The following is a 16,317-nucleotide window of genomic DNA, read 5'->3' on the forward strand; positions in this document are numbered from 1 at the left end:
ATCCATTTTGGCAGCGCTGCCAACGGTAAATTGGTAGCGCTGCCAAAAAAACCTTGCTTCTTGGCGGTAGCGGTGAAAAATGGGGCAGAGCGGTGGCCATCGAGCGGGCAGGCCGGGCAACCGCCTCAACAGTCGGGTTCAAACGTAACGATGGAATTCAAACATCAACCGACGGTAACGCTTGCCGAGGTCGCGGAGGCGGCCGGGGTCGGCGAGAGCACGGTGTCGCGCGTGCTGCGCAACCACGGTTCGTTTTCCAGCAAGACGCGGGAGCGGGTAATGGCCGCCGTCGAGCGGCTGGGCTATGTGCCGAACCGGATCGCGGGAACGCTCGCCTCCACCGGTTCGCGTCTTGTCGCCTTCGTCATTCCCTCGCTGTCCAACATCGTCTTTCCCGATGTACTGCGCGGCGCCAGTGCCGTTCTGGAGGAGAACCGGTATCAGGCGGTTTTCTCCGTGACCGATTATGATCCGGGCAAGGAGGAAGCGCTCGCCGCCGCGATGCTTGCCTGGCGGCCGGCGGCAGTCATGCTGGCGGGATGCGAGCATACCGAGGGCACGGTGAAGATGCTGCGCGCCAGCGGGTGCCGGATTGTCGAACTGCTCGATCTCGACGGCGATGCTCTCGATATCGCGGTCGGCTTCTCGAACCGCGCGGCCGGGCGGGAGAGCGCTGCCTTCCTGCTCAAGCGGGGTTATCGCCGGATCGGCTATGTCGGTCACGACCTGAACCGCGATACCCGTGCCGGCAAGCGGTTTTCCAGCTTTTGCGAAACGCTCGATGCGCATGACGCCCCGCTCGTCGCCCACGAAATTCTCGCAGGCGCTTCGTCCGTGGAAAATGGCAGGTTAGGGCTGGAGCGGCTGCTTGCCCGGACGACCGATCTCGATGCGGTTTATTTTTCCAACGACGACATGGCGCTGGGCGGCTATTTTCATTGTCTGGCCGAGGGGATCGCGATCCCCTCGAAGCTCGCCATTTTCGGCTATAACGGCCTCGATATCGGCCGGGCAACACCGCAACCCTTGTCGACCATCCGAACGCCGCGCGTGGCGACGGGGCAGATCGCCGCGCAACTGGTCGTCACTAATGCGCCGCCGCAGGCCGTCGATCTCGGCTTTGAACTGATCGAAGGGGCAACCGCCTAATATTGGAGGAACTGTCATGTCCGACGCGCGCCTGCGTGAGGAAATCTGCCGATACGGCCGTTCGCTGTTCGAGCGCGGGCTGACGCCCGGTTCGTCGGGCAACATATCGTTGCGGCTGGAGGATGGCGGCTGGCTGGTTACGCCGACCAACGCCTCGCTCGGCTTTCTCGACCCGGCGCGGATCTCCAGGCTCGATGCCGAAGGCCGGCTCCTGTCCGGCGACAAGCCGACCAAGGAAATTCCGCTGCACACCGCCCTTTACGATACGCGCGGCAGCGCCCGCGCCATCGTCCATCTTCACTCGACCCACGCGGTGGCACTGACCATGCTGCCGGAGATCGATCCGCGCGCCGCCCTGCCGCCGATGACGCCATATTATCTGATGCGCGCCGGCGAAACCGCACTGGTGCCATATTATCGTCCCGGCGATCCGGCGGTGGCCGACGCGATCCGCGGGCTGGCGGGCAAGTATTCGTCGGTGCTGCTGGCCAATCACGGACCGGTTGTTGCCGGTGACAGCCTGGAGGCGGCGGTTTTTGCGACGGAGGAGTTGGAGGAAACGGCGAAGCTCTATCTGCTGTTGCGCAACCTCAATCCCCGTTTCCTCAGCCCGGCGCAGGTGGACGATCTCGTCAGCACCTTCGGCCTCGACCTTCCCTCGCATCACGATCACGATCACGACGGCGATTGAAGGCGTCACTCCGCCGGACGTTGACCGCGGGCAAGCGCGCAACCTTCTGCCAAACCCCGCTTTGGATACGATAGATTCTGCTTCCGATGGCGGCAATTCAGGCGAGCTGTGGGTGAAGCGGTGCCTATGATTGTGATAGTTCCGATCGCTCAAGGATACGCAGATGACGACGTTCCGTCCGAAATACATCACCTTCGACTGCTACGGCACGCTGACCAACTTTCAGATGGCGGAAGCGGCGCGCGACCTCTACGGCGAAGAACTCGACGAGCAGCGCATGGCGGAGTTCATCAAGAATTTCGCCGCCTATCGGCTCGATGAGATCCTGGGCGACTGGAAACCCTATGCCGAGGTGGTGCACAATTCGCTCGAGCGGACATGCAAGCGCAACGGCGTGACATTTCGCGACGAAGCCGCCCGGATGATCTATGAGCGGGTTCCGACCTGGGGGCCGCATTCAGATGTCCCGGCCGGTCTCGCCAAGGTCGCCAAGGAAATCCCCTTGGTCATCCTCTCCAACGCCATGAATTCGCAGATCATGTCGAACGTCGAAAAACTGGGCGCGCCCTTCCATGCGGTCTATACCGCCGAGCAGGCGCAGTCCTATAAGCCACGCTTCAAGGGCTTTGAATATATGCTCGATATGCTGGGTTGCGGACCGGAAGACGTGCTGCATTGCTCGTCCTCCTTCCGCTACGACCTGATGTCGGCCCACGATCTCGGCATCAAGAACAAGGTTTGGGTCAATCGTGGCCACGAGCCGGCCAACCCCTATTACGGCTATGTCGAAATTCCTGACATCTCGGGCCTGCCTGGCGTCGTCGGGCTCTGACGGAGACGCGCAGATGCAATTCGAATCCTACTGGCACAACACCGCCCAGCCCTTTGCCGGCGGCGTTCAGGGCCCCGTCGAAGGACATTATGACGTCGCCGTCATCGGCGCCGGCTTCACCGGGCTTGCCGCTGCGCGCCAGCTTGCGAAAACGGGCGTCAAGGTCGTCGTGCTGGAAGCCGAAAGGGTCGGCTGGGGGGCATCGGGGCGCAATGGCGGCCACCTCAACAACGGGCTCGCCCACAGTTTCCTGTCCGCCAAATCAGCACTCGGCGTGGAGCGGGCCGTCGCCCTCTACAAGGCGTTCGACGATTCCATCGACACGATCGAGGCGATTATCGCCGAAGAGGGGATCGACTGCAATTTCCGCCGCGCCGGAAAGCTGAAGCTTGCCTCCAAGCCGCAGCATTTCGATGCCCTTGCCCGAAATTTCGAGGCTGTTCACAGAGAGGTCGATCCGGACACCGCGCTTCTGACGGCGAGTGAGCTGAAAAGCGAGGTTGGGTCGCCCTTCCATGGCGCCATGCTCTCGAAGAAGAGCGCGATGATGCATATGGGCCGTTATGTCGCCGGGCTCGCCACTGCGGCCACCCGTCACGGTGCCGTCATCTTCGAAAAGGCGGCGGTGACCGCGCACCGGCAGGGAAACGGTCGCCACAGCCTTGAGACCGCACGCGGCACCGTCACCGCAGACCACGTCCTGGTCGCGACAGGCGCCTATACGCCGTCGCTCTTTAATTATTTCCGCCGCCGGATCATTTCCGTCGGCAGCTTTCTGATCGCGACCCGTCCGCTGACCGACGCCGAAATCGCCGCTACGATGCCGGGCAACCGCACCTGTGTCACGTCGATGAACATCGGCAACTATTTCCGGCTGTCGCCCGACAAGCGGCTGATTTTCGGCGGTCGCGCCCGGTTTTCCGCCACATCGGATCAGCGCTCGGACGCAAGGAGCGGCGACATTCTCCGCGCCAGCCTGGCTGAAATCTTCCCGCAGCTTGCCGGCGTCGAGATCGACTATTGCTGGGGCGGGCTCGTCGACATGACGAAGGACCGCTATCCGCGTGCCGGCTATGTCGATGGTGTCTGGTATGCCATGGGTTATTCCGGCCACGGCGCCCAGCTCTCCACCCATCTCGGCATGATCATGGCCGACGCCATCCTCGGCAAGGCCGACCGTAATCCGATCAAGGGGCTCGAATGGCCGGCCGTTCCCGGCCATTTCGGAAAGCCGTGGTTCCTGCCGCTCGTCGGGCTCTATTACAAGACGCTCGATCGCTTCCAGTAACGGGCCGGAGGCAGGACTGGGATGAGCACCTGCGCGGCGCTCAACTATCTGGCCTCGCTGACTGGATAGATCCTGAGAATCCCAAGGCGGTTATCAGTCGTGATCGCTGCAATGCCCGCTTCATATGCCGCGCGGACGATTGCCTCATGCAATTGCTCGGGTTCGCTCTCTCCGGTAAGGACCTCCAAACAGATTCTCACCGCCGTGAGGAATTCCTCACCATCGTCGGTGGGCCATTCCTTCAGCAACAGTTGGGCAGCCTCGTGAGCGGTACGGATCACCTTGCGATCTTTCCCTTCGGCAAAAACAAGAATTATCGTTGGGAACTTTCTCACCATATCGAATCTCATTGCCCCTGAACTCCGCGGGACGGCCAGTGCCAATGCCGGGCCATGGTTCGGACCGAGATTGGCCGCACATGCTCGTCAACCATCTTCCGCGTCATCTCGACAATCACGTGCCTATCCTCCGGTTGGTGGGAAGGAGGAGTTCGCTAGATTGGCTTTTAGCTCGCGGGCTGCCGCCTCAAGGAGTCGCTTGAATTCTTCGGAGGTCACGCCATCCGCGCGCATGACGATAGCGATTAGTGGATCACGAAGAGCTTCGGTTATCGTCAGCTCATCGTTCTTTCCGGCAGTTGCGCCAACGGGGCAACAATATTCCGAGGAAAATAGCGCGATCATGGACATACCTTACATTCGGGGTGTTTTAAGAGAGCGCAGCTCGGCTTGATCGCCTTTGAGGTCCAATATCCATTGGCGTCCCCGGGCGACCGAGTGTCTCGAAAGGCAGTTTTGGGCGATCTGCGACGCGGCAAGGCCGGCGACCAATGGGTTGTCGACGGTGGCCGGCAGGGCGCGAAAGCTGTCGTCGGTTGCGACTTGGGTGGCGCAATGGCAGACGGAACATGCGTCCTCATGCACCAGGACCAAAGGACCTGCCATGCAATAGTTTGCCGAGCGGCCCACATGCAGATGAGGCGGCAGGCCGGCTTTCAATGCTCGGCAGGCCGACAGGAGATCTTGGGCTCGACGAGAATCGTCGCCGGCGAGGATGAAGAACGGGTTATTAGCGTAGTCTGCGATTAACCGCAGCGCCGAGGCGCCTTCCGCAAATTCCGGCAGCGTGAAGACATAAGCCGAGAAACCCGCGGCCAGATGGGTCGCCAGCCTGTCCGTCTTCAGCCAGCCGACATCAGCCTCGCTTGCCCAAGGGAGACGGTTCAAATCGTTCTCATTGATACGATCCGCATCCACGAGAAGGAAATGGCGCGCGCCGAGGGCCCCGAGCTGGATGGCGATCTGCGAGCCCAAGTCACCGCATCCGATGATGACGAAGTCGATATCGCCAAAACGCGCGATGTCGCGTTGCCGATGGCAAAGAGGCGTCAGGATGGCGTCGTGGTGATCGATTGCGGCGGAGTCATATTCGTCCTCCGCCGGCATATCGGAAGCCTTCAACGAGACGACGAATGCAGACCGGGTAACATGGGGGCTCTGTTCCTCGACAGAATCGGCACTATTGCCGGTGAACAGAGCCCCCCGGCCGCCCCGCCCAAGGCTGTGGGTGACGAGGTTTGGGAAGTCGACGGACGCGGTGGCGGCCGCCGATAATCGTTTGAACCGATAGTTGACCATCACATCGCCTCCATCTCGCTGGGCGCAACTCCGCGGATCGTCGCGGCGTAGTGACCGTAATCCTCGCCCATCGCATGGTCGGGGGTCTTCACGATCACGTGGAATTTGCCGTCGTACCAGAGGCTGACATTGTCGCCGCTGTCATCGATCTCTCGCCGGCCCATCCGAGGATCGATCGGCTCCTTGCCGCGCAGCAGCATCTGTCCGATATCCCAGGCTTGGCGATCGAGAACTCGCTGGCGCTCGGCAAGATGCGCCTGCCGGTGCGCAATGGGTTCTTCGGCAAGCAACTGGCTGACGAGGAACAAGATCCGACTGCTCCAGGAAGGAATGGCGGCGATGTCTGGGAGGTCGAGGAGGACATCGCCGCCGAGACGTTCGATACCTTTCCGAGCGATGTCGACAAGCGGGACTTGCCGCGCGGCATAGGCGATTATGAATGCCGCTTTCCGGGCGCGGCGCTCAGGATCCGCCTCGGTGGATAGGCATGCCATGCGCAAGGCGCACTCCCAGGGAATGGTGTAGGCCGTATGCAGGATGCTCTCGAGCGTCTGTAAGTCCTTCTTGTATGGGGAAACATATTGGAACTCGCCGGGCAGGGATGCCGCCGCCGATGTCGTATAGAACCCGAGCAGGATATTCCCCGCCTCATGAAGCAGTTGGGCCGCTGTCGCGGCATGATCGCCGGCGCGCAATCTCTCTCTGGAAAGGACGATGAGCGCGCTGCCCGGCAATTCGTTCGAACTCGAAAAGGAGCACTGCGGTTCGCGCCGCACGCCAACGTAAAGCGTGTGCAGGCCGGCGATCAGACGCTGATGGCCGTACTCGTCCAAGTCCGCGATCAATGCGAAGGCCTTCTCCAGATGGTCGGCGATTCGATCCAATTCCGCATCGTCGGTGATCGGATAGCCGGGCCGGGGATAGTCCGGCATGCATTGGCGGAGGAGGGCTTGCATGATACGGCTTCGCGCCGGACTTTCGATGTGCACGAGACCGATGCCGCAAGAGAGCCGGCACGCTGTCTGACGTTCGAGTTCAAGATCCGATGCGATCAGATCCGGCTGCAGATAGCGGCCGACGACCTGCACATCGGGGCGGGCTGCCTGCCATTCCAGACTGCGCGCGAGCGCACCCATCCAGGCTGCAAGTACGGATGAACGGTAAGGGTCGGCGCCGACCGGTCCGGCAACCGCTGGCGGAAGCTCCGGCAGGCGAGTGTATCCGCCATCTGCAAGGTCGGGGAAATAACCTGACAGTGCCTCTACCCCAGCCGAACAACCGGCGAGCTTCGAAGCCGCCGCAAGCGTGCGGCCATATTGGAAGCGTCGCTTCAAAAGGTTGCGTGTTGCCACGCGCTGCAGGGAGACGGAACTTGCCATCAGGGGATTGCGCTTGAGCAGGAGGCGCGCCTCATCTGCCAACTGTTGTATGCGGCACGCGGACATCGGCAGCCTCCGTGAGTTTGTCTTCGGGCGGATCAAGGTTGCATGTCGGGCGAAGATGCCCCGGTTCGGGCCGGCTTCGTCGAGCATCGGAACGGTATGTGCCGTCCGTTGAGAGGCACTATTGCCCAAGGGCGTCATTCGCCCGCCAGTACCGCGTTAAAAATCCGTAAAAAGGTCGTAAACAAAGAAAAAGCCCCCTCGATAGAGGAGGCTTGGAATCTTTCGAAAAGCATCCCCGGGCTTCAGATGGCCAGAGCTGCCTGTACCGCCGCCCGCGCATTTGGCAGGCCCGATCCAAAGAAATAGGCCATCTCGACGGCGTCCTCGCTTTCGGCGTTCATGCAATCCGCCGTCAATTTCCTCGTTCCGGGTGCGACAATGGCGTCCAGGCGGGATGCGGTCTTCAGAATCGATTTCACTTGAGGCCCCGAGAGGCGGTCACCCAGATTGTGGCGGCTTTTGTAGGCCCGCTGTATCAGGGCACATAGCCCGCCCACCTGCGCCGCCGCGCCTGATGTGCCCCCGAAGGTGGTGTAGTATCCGCCCCCGATGCCGGGATTGGTTCCGAACGGCACGACGGCCGACCATGGATCGGAGCCATGATCATAGCCGAAAATCCCCGATAGGTCGGTCGTCAGCAGCGAGAAGTGCGAATAGCAGTATTCCCGCGTTCGAAAAGCGCTGTAGTCGTGCTGCGCGGCAAATGGAGAAAGCCGGTCGAGGCGCAACTGATGCCTGTTGAAGACCTCCCCGTCGTCGGAGGGGGAGACAACCGTCAATCCTTCGCCGTAATTACTGTAGCCCGAACGGAAACCTTCGACGGTAACGGCTCCAACTGCAATGACGCCGTTGTTGTCGGCGGCAAGACTTGCCGGATAGATCAGCTGGCTCTCGCCACTGTTTCCTGCGGCGCAGACGATCGGGATGTGCCGGCTGATGGCGAGGATGAGTTGTTTGAGGACATGCCATGGGCGATCCGGATTGGAGCCTTTCTGCGCAGCCTTCGGCTCCAGTTCAGGCCCACCCTGATCAGCAAGGGCAATGCGCGTGAACAGATTGGCGGCATCCTGGTTTTTCCACAATTCCAGGTCGGCCTTCAACTCGTTCTTCGGATCAACGATGCTGTGTTTCGGGTCAGGCAGACCGCGCGGCAAGACGATTACGTCTGCTTTCTGAAGATAGGCATAAAGGAAGGCCGCAATGAACTGCCTGACATCGTCTTCGAAGGATGTTCTGATCGAGATAAGCCTTGAGAAAGGGTCAACGCCGAAATAGGGGATGACATTGCGATTGCCGCTCGTATGCAGTTCGTCGCCATTCCCGTAGAAGGCTCCTTCCGGCGGAAGGCTTGAGGTGCCCTCTTCCGCAACAACGGCGGGTTCGCCGACGATCAGCCCAGCGCAACAGGTACCATGCGACGCAAACAGCGATTCCGGATTGTAGAGCCGCCGGAGAACACCCTCCGACGCGGCGTATTCGGCAACCAGATCACCGAGATAGTCTCGGTCGTCGTTCGAAAGGCCCATATTGCCGAGCGGAGCGATGTCGAGCCCGGCAAAGAAGGCATGTCTTTCCTCGCGGTCAAAAGACGTGGTCGTATCGAGAATTTCGAGCACGCGGGCGCCGTAGCGATGGGTCGTCAAATCGATTGACGCCTCCCGGTCAAGCCGGGTTGCCAGATTGGGATGATCCGGAGATACGCCGACATCGATCAGCGCGACCCGTGCGGGTCGCAGCGGGCCGGCGGAAGCGATGGCATCCCAGACCGTGCCGGTGATGAGGGGATCGGGAAGCGCGCGTGCGGCGCTCGCATCGGGCGCTGGAGGCGCCGGTGGAGCCGATCCGTATTCCGCGTCGACTACGCCAAGAGCAGTCAGGTGCCAGAGATAGTAGTAGTTGATCGGCGCGGGCCCAGGCATTTGTGTTAGATCCGTCATGGTTGTAACCCTGTTGAGCAGCAGCTGGAGAATTCAGACCCATTCGTCGTGGACGGCCTGGAACAGAGGACCGAACGCGTCGTGGAGGTAGGGAGCGAAGCGTCGGGCGAGATCTCGCCCTGCCTGTGTGTCGCTCGGATAGTGCAGGCCGGCCCATTCGCGATTTTCGGCGACGTTCTGGGCGATGCGGGCAAGCTCGTCGGTGGCCGGATGTTCCGGCAGGATCGTCGAGAACGCGAAGGCGATCGAAAAGCACTGGAACGAATGGTTGCTGGGATAGGACTCGTGGACCGGCACGGCCAGCAACGGCCGCAGCATGGGCTCAAACTGGTTTGGCCGCAGCCGGTTGAACTGGCTCTTGTAGATCAGTCCGACATATTCGCAGGCCGTCAGGATCGCCTGGAAAAGCCCTTCCGTCTGCTCGAATCCGCCGAGATCCTCGATATGCAATGCGCGGGTAAATTCCCCCACGGAGATCGTCGACTCGATTTGGATGTCGGACAGGCGCCGCACACGCTCGCGGTCGCGGCGCTGCATAGAGAGCAGCACCGTCGTTTCGAGGCGGGTATAATCCGGGCCGGGCGGTGGAAGTATATCCAGCATTTCCCAGGTGAAGCGCCGCGCCGCGGTATAGGCGTTGCGTGACGGCTGCTGGTGCAGCCTGCGCAGCTCGAAGGAGGGGATAAGCTGCGACACGCCGAGGCTGGCGCCGTCCATCGTCGACTTGTTCTTGTTCTTGTTTTTATTCTTATTTTTGTTCTTGTTTTTGTTCAGCGATGCCTTGTTGAGCACCGACTTATTCGCCACGCTCGTGAGGACCGAGGCTACGGCCATCGTCGCCATCATGGGCACTGCCAGAGGCGATGCATCTTCACCCATGCCGGGGAAAAGCGCAGGTTCGGAGGCTGCATCAGGTGCTGCCGGTGACGCACCGGCGAGAGGATCAGCACCGGCATCGTCCCTGGGTTCGCATGGGAGGACCGTATCCGGCTCAATCCTGAATTTATAACTGTTTAGAAATAAAACTAATTTTGATTGCGATTCGTGGGCAGTGTCCGCTTCCATTGCAGCCTCCTTGCGCGATGATGTGAAGAATTGTCCGGGGCTCAGCGCAGCTTGGCGCCGGCCTTGAGCAGGCCGTCGATCAAGATCTGGCCGCCGCCTGTGTCGAGCAGCGGATAGCCGCTGCCGCGGAAGTCGTTGATGGAGAAGCCGCCCTCGACTGCCTCAAGACGCTGCAGGTAATGCCGCGCGCCGCCGAGATCGTTGGAATGGGCATGACTGGAGGCAAGATAGCGCAGCAGGCTGTTGAAGTTCGGCCGTGCCCGCAAGGCTTCTTCGCCTGCAGTTATGGCTGCGGCATGGTCGCCTGCAAGCGCTGCCGCAATGCATTTGGTCGTATCGAAGTAATATTTATGCGGGCTGTAGACGCCGAGCTCTTGTACCCAACGCGCCATCGCCACCGCCTTGTCGGGCTGGCCTGCATAGCAGTGCAGCATCGCGTAGAGGTCCCAACCGAGCGGCAGGGCCGGATTCAGGCGGATCGATTTTTCGAACAGGTTGGCCGCATAGTCGTATTCGCCGAACAGGAACGAATGGACGTGGCCGACGAGCGCGAGCGACACGGAATTCTGCGGATCGAGTTCCAGCGCCTTGCGTGCATAGGCCTGGGCTTCCTCGATCAGATGCGCGTCCAGCGCGTTGAAACGCTGGCCGACCTGGAAAGTCCGAATGAATGACAGCCAGGCAAAAGTCGATGATCGCGGCTGATACTGGATCTGTGCTTCCAGGCGCCGTTCCGCGTTATCGAGGTCGTCGCGCGACAGCCGAAAGATCGCACTGACGGCGTCGATCAGGAGACCGTCTTGCGACAATCGGCTGTCGGTTGCCTGGAACTCCTGGAAATAGGCCAGCTGATCGACGGCCTGGCTGATCAGCGCAGCGGCGATGCCGAACTCGCCCCGCTCGAACTGCGTGCGGTTGATTGCCTGACTGCCCAGCCAATGAATACGGTTGTTGATCAGATGCTTCATCACCAGCTCGATCAGCACCATGTCACCATCAAACGTCAGGCGAAGCTGTAGGCATATGGGAAGGCTGATCTGCTGTTCGTTCTCTTCAATATGCGGCAAGGTGAAGGAGAGGTCGGTGACGCCAAAGCCCAGCCCATCGATGATGGCTTTTGCAATGAGGTTCTGGAACCGTGTCGCAGCAATTTGTCCGCCCTCTCCGGCACCCACCACGATGGGGGACAGAAGAGCCATCATCCATTGCCAGCCACCGCCGCCCCGCCGCCCATCTGGGCCGCTGCTGGCGCTGTCCACGGGTTTGCCTGTTCTCGACGTATCCGGGGCGCCTGTTAAAGGCAGCAGGGCGGAATGTTTGGCGATATCGCGGCTCGGTTGCTGTCGCGGCTCGAAGACGTCGTGGACTTGTCCTTCATCGAGGCGGCGATACCAGTTTTGCCGTTCCAGCGCCAACCAGTCCTCGAATTCGGGATCGCGGATGTCGATGCCTTCGAGCAATTCGTCGGTGACTTGATCTGGAGACCGCTCCGTCCGAATCATCAGGTCGGTATCGAGCACGAGTCGGTCCGTATCCAGCCAAACGGTATTCTTATCCGCAATCAAGAGATCACGTGCCGGTCCCAGACTCTTATGAATGTCCAAAAGCGCCTGGCGTAGACTGGCTGCCGCCTGGTCGTCGGAGCGATCGCTCCATAACTTGTCCCTAAGCCAGATTCTCGAGCGCGAGCCCCGGGTGGACAATGCAAGCATCGCCAGAAGAGCCTGTGCCTTTTTGGATTTCGGAGCAACCGACCGCCCCCCGGCGTCCACAAGGGCAAAAGGCCCGAGCAGGAACATCCGAAACGGATATTGCTCCTTGTTCATGCGATCCACCGGCCCCGCCCCCGCTGCCTCCGATACGCTCGTTTGGCGGCCGGAAGACCTAGCATCCAGGGGCCAGTCTGCCACAACTTCGGCTCCTGGCAAGCAACCGGGAAGGGAAACCGGGATTGCGAAACGTAAATCTATGCTATGACGATGATCGAACTGAAGCATAACCGGTTGAAATCCCTCTGCGTAACTTCGCAAACCGGCCGTAGCATCCTGCCGTCAAAGCAGCGTCAAAGAAATGTTGTTTGGGCACCGTAATTTTGCAGGCATCCGCCAAAGGCTGCGGAGTACTCAAAACGACGTGTCGGAGTTACGCCAGCAGGAGCATCGACAGTCGCTCCGATCATCCAGCGCCGGGATGATGTCCCGGCGCTCTTTTGTTTTCCTGTAGTTAGGCGAGCCCGCCGATGTGGAAGCTCTTCATCTCGAGATATTCCTCGATGCCGCACTGCGCGCCCTCCCGGCCAAGACCGGATTGTTTGACGCCGCCGAAGGGAGCGACCTCGGTCGAGATCGCCCCTGTGTTCAGGCCGACCATCCCGAATTCGAGCGCTTCGGCGACACGCCAGGAGCGTTTCAGGCTCCCGGTGTAGAAATAGGCCGCAAGCCCGAAGGGCGTGGCGTTGGCGATGCGGATCGCCTCTTCCTCGTTGTCGAAACGGAAAAGCGGGGCAACAGGTCCGAACGTCTCTTCGCTGGCGAGCTGCATCTCGGTCGTCGCACCGCCAAGCACCATTGGCACCGCATATTGATTGCCTTCAGGCACGGAATCTGCGGTGGCGAGGATCCTCGCTCCCTTTTCCACCGCATCGTCGACATGACGCTTGATCTTCTCGATCGCCGCCTTGTTGATCATCGGCCCGATATCGGTGCCGGCATCCGTGCCGGCCCCGACCTTCATGGCCGATACACGCGCGGAAAGTTTAGCGGCGAAGGCCTCGTAGACGCCGGACTGGACGAGAAGCCGGTTGGCGCAGACGCAGGTCTGCCCGCCATTGCGGAATTTCGAGGCGATCGCGCCTTCCACGGCCAGATCGAGATCGGCATCGTCGAAGACGATGAAGGGCGCGTTGCCGCCGAGTTCGAGGCTGAGCCGCTTGACGCTGTCGGCCGCGCCGCGCATGAGCAGCGAGCCGACGCGGGTCGAGCCGGTGAAAGAGATCTTGCGCACGGTCTGGTTCGCCATCAGTTCATCGCCGATGCCGGTCGGCATGCCGGTGACGATATTGATCACCCCCTTGGGGATGCCGGCGCGCTCCGCCAATACGCCGACCGCCAGCGCCGAAAAGGGGGTCAGGTCCGATGGCTTGACGACGACGGTGCAGCCTGCGGCGAGCGCCGGCCCGACCTTGCGGGTGATCATCGCATTCGGAAAATTCCACGGCGTGATGATCGCCGATACGCCGACGGGCTCCTTCAGAACGACGATCCGCCGATCCGCCGTCGGCGAGGGAATGGTCGTTCCGCCGATGCGGCGCGCCTCCTCGGAAAACCATTTGATGAACGAGGCGCCGTAGCGGATTTCGCCGCGCGCTTCCGTCAGCGGCTTGCCCTGCTCACGAGTGAGGATCAGCGCCAGATCCTCGATATTGTCGAGCATCAGATCATGCCAGGCTTCCAGCAACGCGCCGCGTTCGGCATTGGTCTTTGCGCGCCATGGACCAAAGGCCTTTTCCGCCGCGGCGATTGCCGCTCTCGTATCGGCTCCGTCCATGTCGGGCACCGTGCCCAGCACATGCTGGGTCGCCGGGTCGATCACCTCGATCGTGTGCCCGGCCGCGGCCCCCCGCCATTCTCCGTCGATCAGTCCCTGCTGACGAAGCAGGCTGCTATCCCTCAATCCGTTCATTCTGCTCTCCATTGATCAGCCAAGTGCCGAAAGCACCGATGCCGTGATGGCGTCGGTCTTGTCCTTGCCGGGAATTGCGCCGATGCCGCGCGCCGTCGTCGCTTCGATTGATGCCATCACCCTTGCGGCGGCAGCCTTTTCTCCGAGATGCTCCAGCATCATTGCGCCCGACCAGATGGCGGCGATCGGATTGGCGATGCCGAGATCAGCGATATCGGGCGCCGAGCCGTGGACCGGTTCGAACATCGACGGCGCTGAGCGATCGGGGTTGATGTTGGCGGAGGCGGCAAAACCGAGCCCGCCCTGGATAGCGGCGCCGAGGTCGGTCAGGATATCGCCGAACAGGTTGGAGGCGACCACGACGTCGAGACTATCAGGCGCCATGACCATGCGGGCGGCCATGGCGTCAATATGGTAGCTGGTCACCTCGACATCGTGATATTCCGCTGAAAGCCTCTGGGTGATCTCGTCCCAGAAGACCATCGAATATTTCTGGGCGTTGGACTTCGTCACCGAGGCAAGCTTGCCGCGTCGTGTCCGCGCCTGCTCAAAGCCGAAACGCAGGATGCGCTCGACCCCCGTGCGGGTGAAGATCGAGGTCTCGACCGCCACCTCATTATCGGTGCCCTGGTGGACGCGGCCACCGGCGCCGGAATATTCGCCCTCGGTATTTTCACGGATGCAGAGGATGTTGAAGCCATCGGACCGCAACGGCCCTTGCACACCCGGCAGCAGCCGGTGCGGGCGGATATTGGCATATTGCACGAAAGCCTTGCGGATCGGCAGCAGAAGCCCATGCAGCGACACGGAATCCGGCACTTTGCGAGGCCAGCCGACGGCGCCGAGCAGGATGGCGTCGAAGGATCTGAGCATTTCGATGCCGTCGGCGGGCATCATGCTGCCGTTCTCCAGATAGTAATCGCAGGACCAGGGATAGCTGGTTGCGTCAAGAGAAAATCCGTTCAGGCGAGCTGCCTTTTCAAGCACGGCCCAGGCCGCTGCCGTCACGTCGCGGCCGATGCCGTCTCCGGGCAGAAGGGCGATTTTGTAGGTTTTCATCGCAGATCCTCACAGGCTGATGAGCACACTCTTGCTCTTGCGGTTGGCGAGATAGGCGTCGCGGCCGAGATCCTTGCCGATGCCGGACTGCTTGTAGCCGCCGGTCGGCAGGATATGGTCGCGCGAGCGGCCGTAGCGGTTGACCCAGACGGTGCCGGCCTGCAGGCGGCGAGTCACGCGGATGGCGCGTGAGAGGTCGCGGGTGAAGAGGCCGGCGGCAAGCCCGTAGGCCGGATGGTCGGCGAGGCTCAGCGCCTCCTCCTCGTCCTCGAAGGTCTGAATGGTCAGCACCGGTCCGAAGATCTCCTCGAGAACCGCCGGCGATCTTGCCGTCACCCCCGAAATCAGGGTCGGTGCGTAGAAATAACCTTCGCGGTCGAGGCGGCGGCCACCGGTGAGGCACTCGGCGCCACCGTCGATCGCGGCACGGATGATACCGTCCATGCGGGCGATCTGTCGTTCGGAGATGACGGGCGAATAGTCGGTCGCCTCGTCCCAGGTGGGGCCGGGGCGAATGGCCGCCAGCCTCTCGACGAGTGCGGCTGCGAGCGCGTCCGCCACCTTCGCCTCGACGATCAGGCGGGATCCGCAAACGCAGGCCTGACCGGCGTTGGAGAGGATGCTGCCGGCAATTGCTGCCGCCGCAAGCTCGAGATCGGCATCGGCGAAGACCAGTTGCGGGCTCTTGCCGCCGAGTTCGAGCGTCATCGGCTTCACGCCGGTGCGGGCGATGTTGGTCATGATTGCCGCACCGGCCGCGGTCGAGCCGGTGAAACTGACCTTGGAGATGCCGGGATGTCCGGTGATCGCATTTCCCGTGGTCGGGCCGTCGCCGAGCACGATGTTGACGAGACCTGCCGGCAGGCCGGCCCGCACCGAAAGTTCGGCGAGATAGAGCGTCGAAAACGGCGTCATTTCCGATGGCTTCAGCACCACCGCATTGCCTGCCGCCAGCGCCGGACCGAGCTTCCAGCCGGCCATGGATAAGGGAAAATTCCAGGGTGTGATGGCGCCGACGACGCCATAAGGTTCCGTCATGATCATCCCGAAGTTCGCATCGTCGGTCGGGACGAGGTCGCCGCCTTCCTTGTCAGCGAATTCGGCAAAGAAGCGGATTTGCTCAGCGGTGACGGCGATATCGCCGGCGACGAGATGACCGACGGGCCGTGTCGAGGAGAGCGCTTCGAGCCTGGCGAGGGTTTCCGCCTCGGCTTCGATCAGGTCCGCCCAGCGCTGCAGCGCCACGGTGCGCTCGCGCGGCCGCACACCACCCCAATTGCTTGTCTTCAACGCTTCCCTGGCGGTTTCGACGGCGTGATCGACAAGGGCCTCGTCGGCCAGCGGGCAGCCGGCATAGGCCTTGCCGTCGGATGGACGGTGCATGTCGATGACGGCTTCGGCCGGAACCAGCCGGCCGCCGATGAAATGTCCGACGGGCAGGGAAATCGTGTTCGGATCGAAGCTGAGTGTCATCGCATGTCCTCGGGATGGGCTGAGACAAGCCTAGCTGGGGAAGGCGAGCAGCATGCGTCG

14 protein-coding genes are annotated in these 16,317 nt (G+C 61.6%); 4 read left to right on the forward strand and 10 right to left on the reverse strand.

Annotation, left to right across the window (positions count from 1 at the left end):
• Window positions 1–150 precede the first annotated feature (150 nt).
• The 4 genes from GR198_RS09495 to GR198_RS09510 all read left to right on the forward strand — a co-directional run bounded on the left by GR198_RS09495 (window position 151) and on the right by GR198_RS09510 (window position 3,960).
• Window positions 151–1,149 carry a LacI family DNA-binding transcriptional regulator gene (locus GR198_RS09495; RefSeq protein ID WP_164068535.1) on the forward strand — a complete coding sequence of 333 codons (999 nt, stop codon included), beginning with the start codon at window positions 151–153 and terminating at the stop codon, window positions 1,147–1,149.
• Between the two features lie 16 nt (window positions 1,150–1,165).
• Window positions 1,166–1,840 (forward strand): 3-oxo-tetronate 4-phosphate decarboxylase, encoded by a 675-nt coding sequence (gene otnC, locus GR198_RS09500; protein ID WP_164068537.1) that lies wholly within the window; start codon window positions 1,166–1,168, stop codon window positions 1,838–1,840.
• A gap of 163 nt (window positions 1,841–2,003) precedes the next feature.
• Entirely contained in the window at window positions 2,004–2,672 is a 669-nt protein-coding gene (locus tag GR198_RS09505) for a haloacid dehalogenase type II (protein WP_164051504.1), read from the forward strand.
• Between the two features lie 13 nt (window positions 2,673–2,685).
• The gene (locus tag GR198_RS09510; RefSeq protein WP_164068539.1) at window positions 2,686–3,960 is read left to right on the forward strand and encodes an NAD(P)/FAD-dependent oxidoreductase; all 1,275 of its coding nucleotides are present in this window, start codon (window positions 2,686–2,688) and stop codon (window positions 3,958–3,960) included.
• Window positions 3,961–4,004: 44 nt separating this feature from the next.
• Here the strand turns inward: GR198_RS09510 and GR198_RS09515 are convergent, their stop codons facing one another.
• The 10 genes from GR198_RS09515 to GR198_RS09560 form a co-directional block, all read right to left on the reverse strand.
• Window positions 4,005–4,310 carry a DUF982 domain-containing protein gene (locus GR198_RS09515; RefSeq protein WP_003549782.1) on the reverse strand — a complete coding sequence of 102 codons (306 nt, stop codon included), beginning with the start codon at window positions 4,308–4,310 and terminating at the stop codon, window positions 4,005–4,007.
• Between the two features lie 111 nt (window positions 4,311–4,421).
• On the reverse strand, window positions 4,422–4,643 hold the full coding sequence (locus tag GR198_RS36220) for a hypothetical protein (RefSeq protein WP_003549783.1): 222 nt from the start codon (window positions 4,641–4,643) through the stop codon (window positions 4,422–4,424).
• Window positions 4,644–4,652: 9 nt separating this feature from the next.
• A complete protein-coding gene (locus GR198_RS09525; protein WP_164068541.1) occupies window positions 4,653–5,600 on the reverse strand; it encodes a ThiF family adenylyltransferase in 948 nt (315 codons plus the stop codon).
• Window positions 5,597–7,180 carry an aKG-HExxH-type peptide beta-hydroxylase gene (locus GR198_RS09530; protein WP_164068543.1) on the reverse strand — a complete coding sequence of 528 codons (1,584 nt, stop codon included), beginning with the start codon at window positions 7,178–7,180 and terminating at the stop codon, window positions 5,597–5,599. The genes GR198_RS09525 and GR198_RS09530 overlap by 4 nt, the downstream gene beginning before the upstream one ends.
• A gap of 104 nt (window positions 7,181–7,284) precedes the next feature.
• The gene (locus GR198_RS09535; RefSeq protein ID WP_164068546.1) at window positions 7,285–8,979 is read right to left on the reverse strand and encodes a S8 family serine peptidase; all 1,695 of its coding nucleotides are present in this window, start codon (window positions 8,977–8,979) and stop codon (window positions 7,285–7,287) included.
• Window positions 8,980–9,012: 33 nt separating this feature from the next.
• Window positions 9,013–10,044, reverse strand: a complete 1,032-nt coding sequence (locus tag GR198_RS09540) for a phosphatase PAP2 family protein (RefSeq protein WP_164068548.1) — start codon at window positions 10,042–10,044, stop codon at window positions 9,013–9,015.
• Between the two features lie 41 nt (window positions 10,045–10,085).
• On the reverse strand, window positions 10,086–12,041 hold the full coding sequence (locus GR198_RS09545; protein WP_131708056.1) for an SARP family transcriptional regulator: 1,956 nt from the start codon (window positions 12,039–12,041) through the stop codon (window positions 10,086–10,088).
• A gap of 226 nt (window positions 12,042–12,267) precedes the next feature.
• Entirely contained in the window at window positions 12,268–13,725 is a 1,458-nt protein-coding gene (locus GR198_RS09550; protein WP_164068551.1) for an NAD-dependent succinate-semialdehyde dehydrogenase, read from the reverse strand.
• A gap of 15 nt (window positions 13,726–13,740) precedes the next feature.
• Window positions 13,741–14,784, reverse strand: coding sequence for a tartrate dehydrogenase (locus tag GR198_RS09555; protein WP_164068553.1), 1,044 nt, complete (start codon window positions 14,782–14,784; stop codon window positions 13,741–13,743).
• 9 nt (window positions 14,785–14,793) lie between these two features.
• On the reverse strand, window positions 14,794–16,257 hold the full coding sequence (locus GR198_RS09560) for an aldehyde dehydrogenase family protein (protein WP_164068555.1): 1,464 nt from the start codon (window positions 16,255–16,257) through the stop codon (window positions 14,794–14,796).
• Between the last annotated feature and the right edge of the window lie 60 nt (window positions 16,258–16,317).

This window comes from Rhizobium leguminosarum (assembly GCF_010668065.1).
Classification (GTDB): domain Bacteria; phylum Pseudomonadota; class Alphaproteobacteria; order Rhizobiales; family Rhizobiaceae; genus Rhizobium; species Rhizobium leguminosarum_S.

Excerpts from the sequence above, each read along its gene's own strand:
- GR198_RS09495 (WP_164068535.1), top strand. The coding sequence starts at position 151 with ATGGAATTCAAACATCAACCGACGGTAACGCTTGCCGAGGTCGCGGAG.
- otnC (WP_164068537.1), top strand. The coding sequence starts at position 1,166 with ATGTCCGACGCGCGCCTGCGTGAGGAAATCTGCCGATACGGCCGTTCG.
- GR198_RS09505 (WP_164051504.1), top strand. The coding sequence starts at position 2,004 with ATGACGACGTTCCGTCCGAAATACATCACCTTCGACTGCTACGGCACG.
- GR198_RS09510 (WP_164068539.1), top strand. The coding sequence starts at position 2,686 with ATGCAATTCGAATCCTACTGGCACAACACCGCCCAGCCCTTTGCCGGC.
- GR198_RS09515 (WP_003549782.1), bottom strand. The coding sequence starts at position 4,310 with ATGAGATTCGATATGGTGAGAAAGTTCCCAACGATAATTCTTGTTTTT.
- GR198_RS36220 (WP_003549783.1), bottom strand. The coding sequence starts at position 4,643 with ATGATCGCGCTATTTTCCTCGGAATATTGTTGCCCCGTTGGCGCAACT.
- GR198_RS09530 (WP_164068543.1), bottom strand. The coding sequence starts at position 7,180 with ATGACGCCCTTGGGCAATAGTGCCTCTCAACGGACGGCACATACCGTT.
- GR198_RS09535 (WP_164068546.1), bottom strand. The coding sequence starts at position 8,979 with ATGACGGATCTAACACAAATGCCTGGGCCCGCGCCGATCAACTACTAC.
- GR198_RS09540 (WP_164068548.1), bottom strand. The coding sequence starts at position 10,044 with ATGGAAGCGGACACTGCCCACGAATCGCAATCAAAATTAGTTTTATTT.
- GR198_RS09545 (WP_131708056.1), bottom strand. The coding sequence starts at position 12,041 with ATGCTTCAGTTCGATCATCGTCATAGCATAGATTTACGTTTCGCAATC.
- GR198_RS09550 (WP_164068551.1), bottom strand. The coding sequence starts at position 13,725 with ATGAACGGATTGAGGGATAGCAGCCTGCTTCGTCAGCAGGGACTGATC.
- GR198_RS09555 (WP_164068553.1), bottom strand. The coding sequence starts at position 14,784 with ATGAAAACCTACAAAATCGCCCTTCTGCCCGGAGACGGCATCGGCCGC.
- GR198_RS09560 (WP_164068555.1), bottom strand. The coding sequence starts at position 16,257 with ATGACACTCAGCTTCGATCCGAACACGATTTCCCTGCCCGTCGGACAT.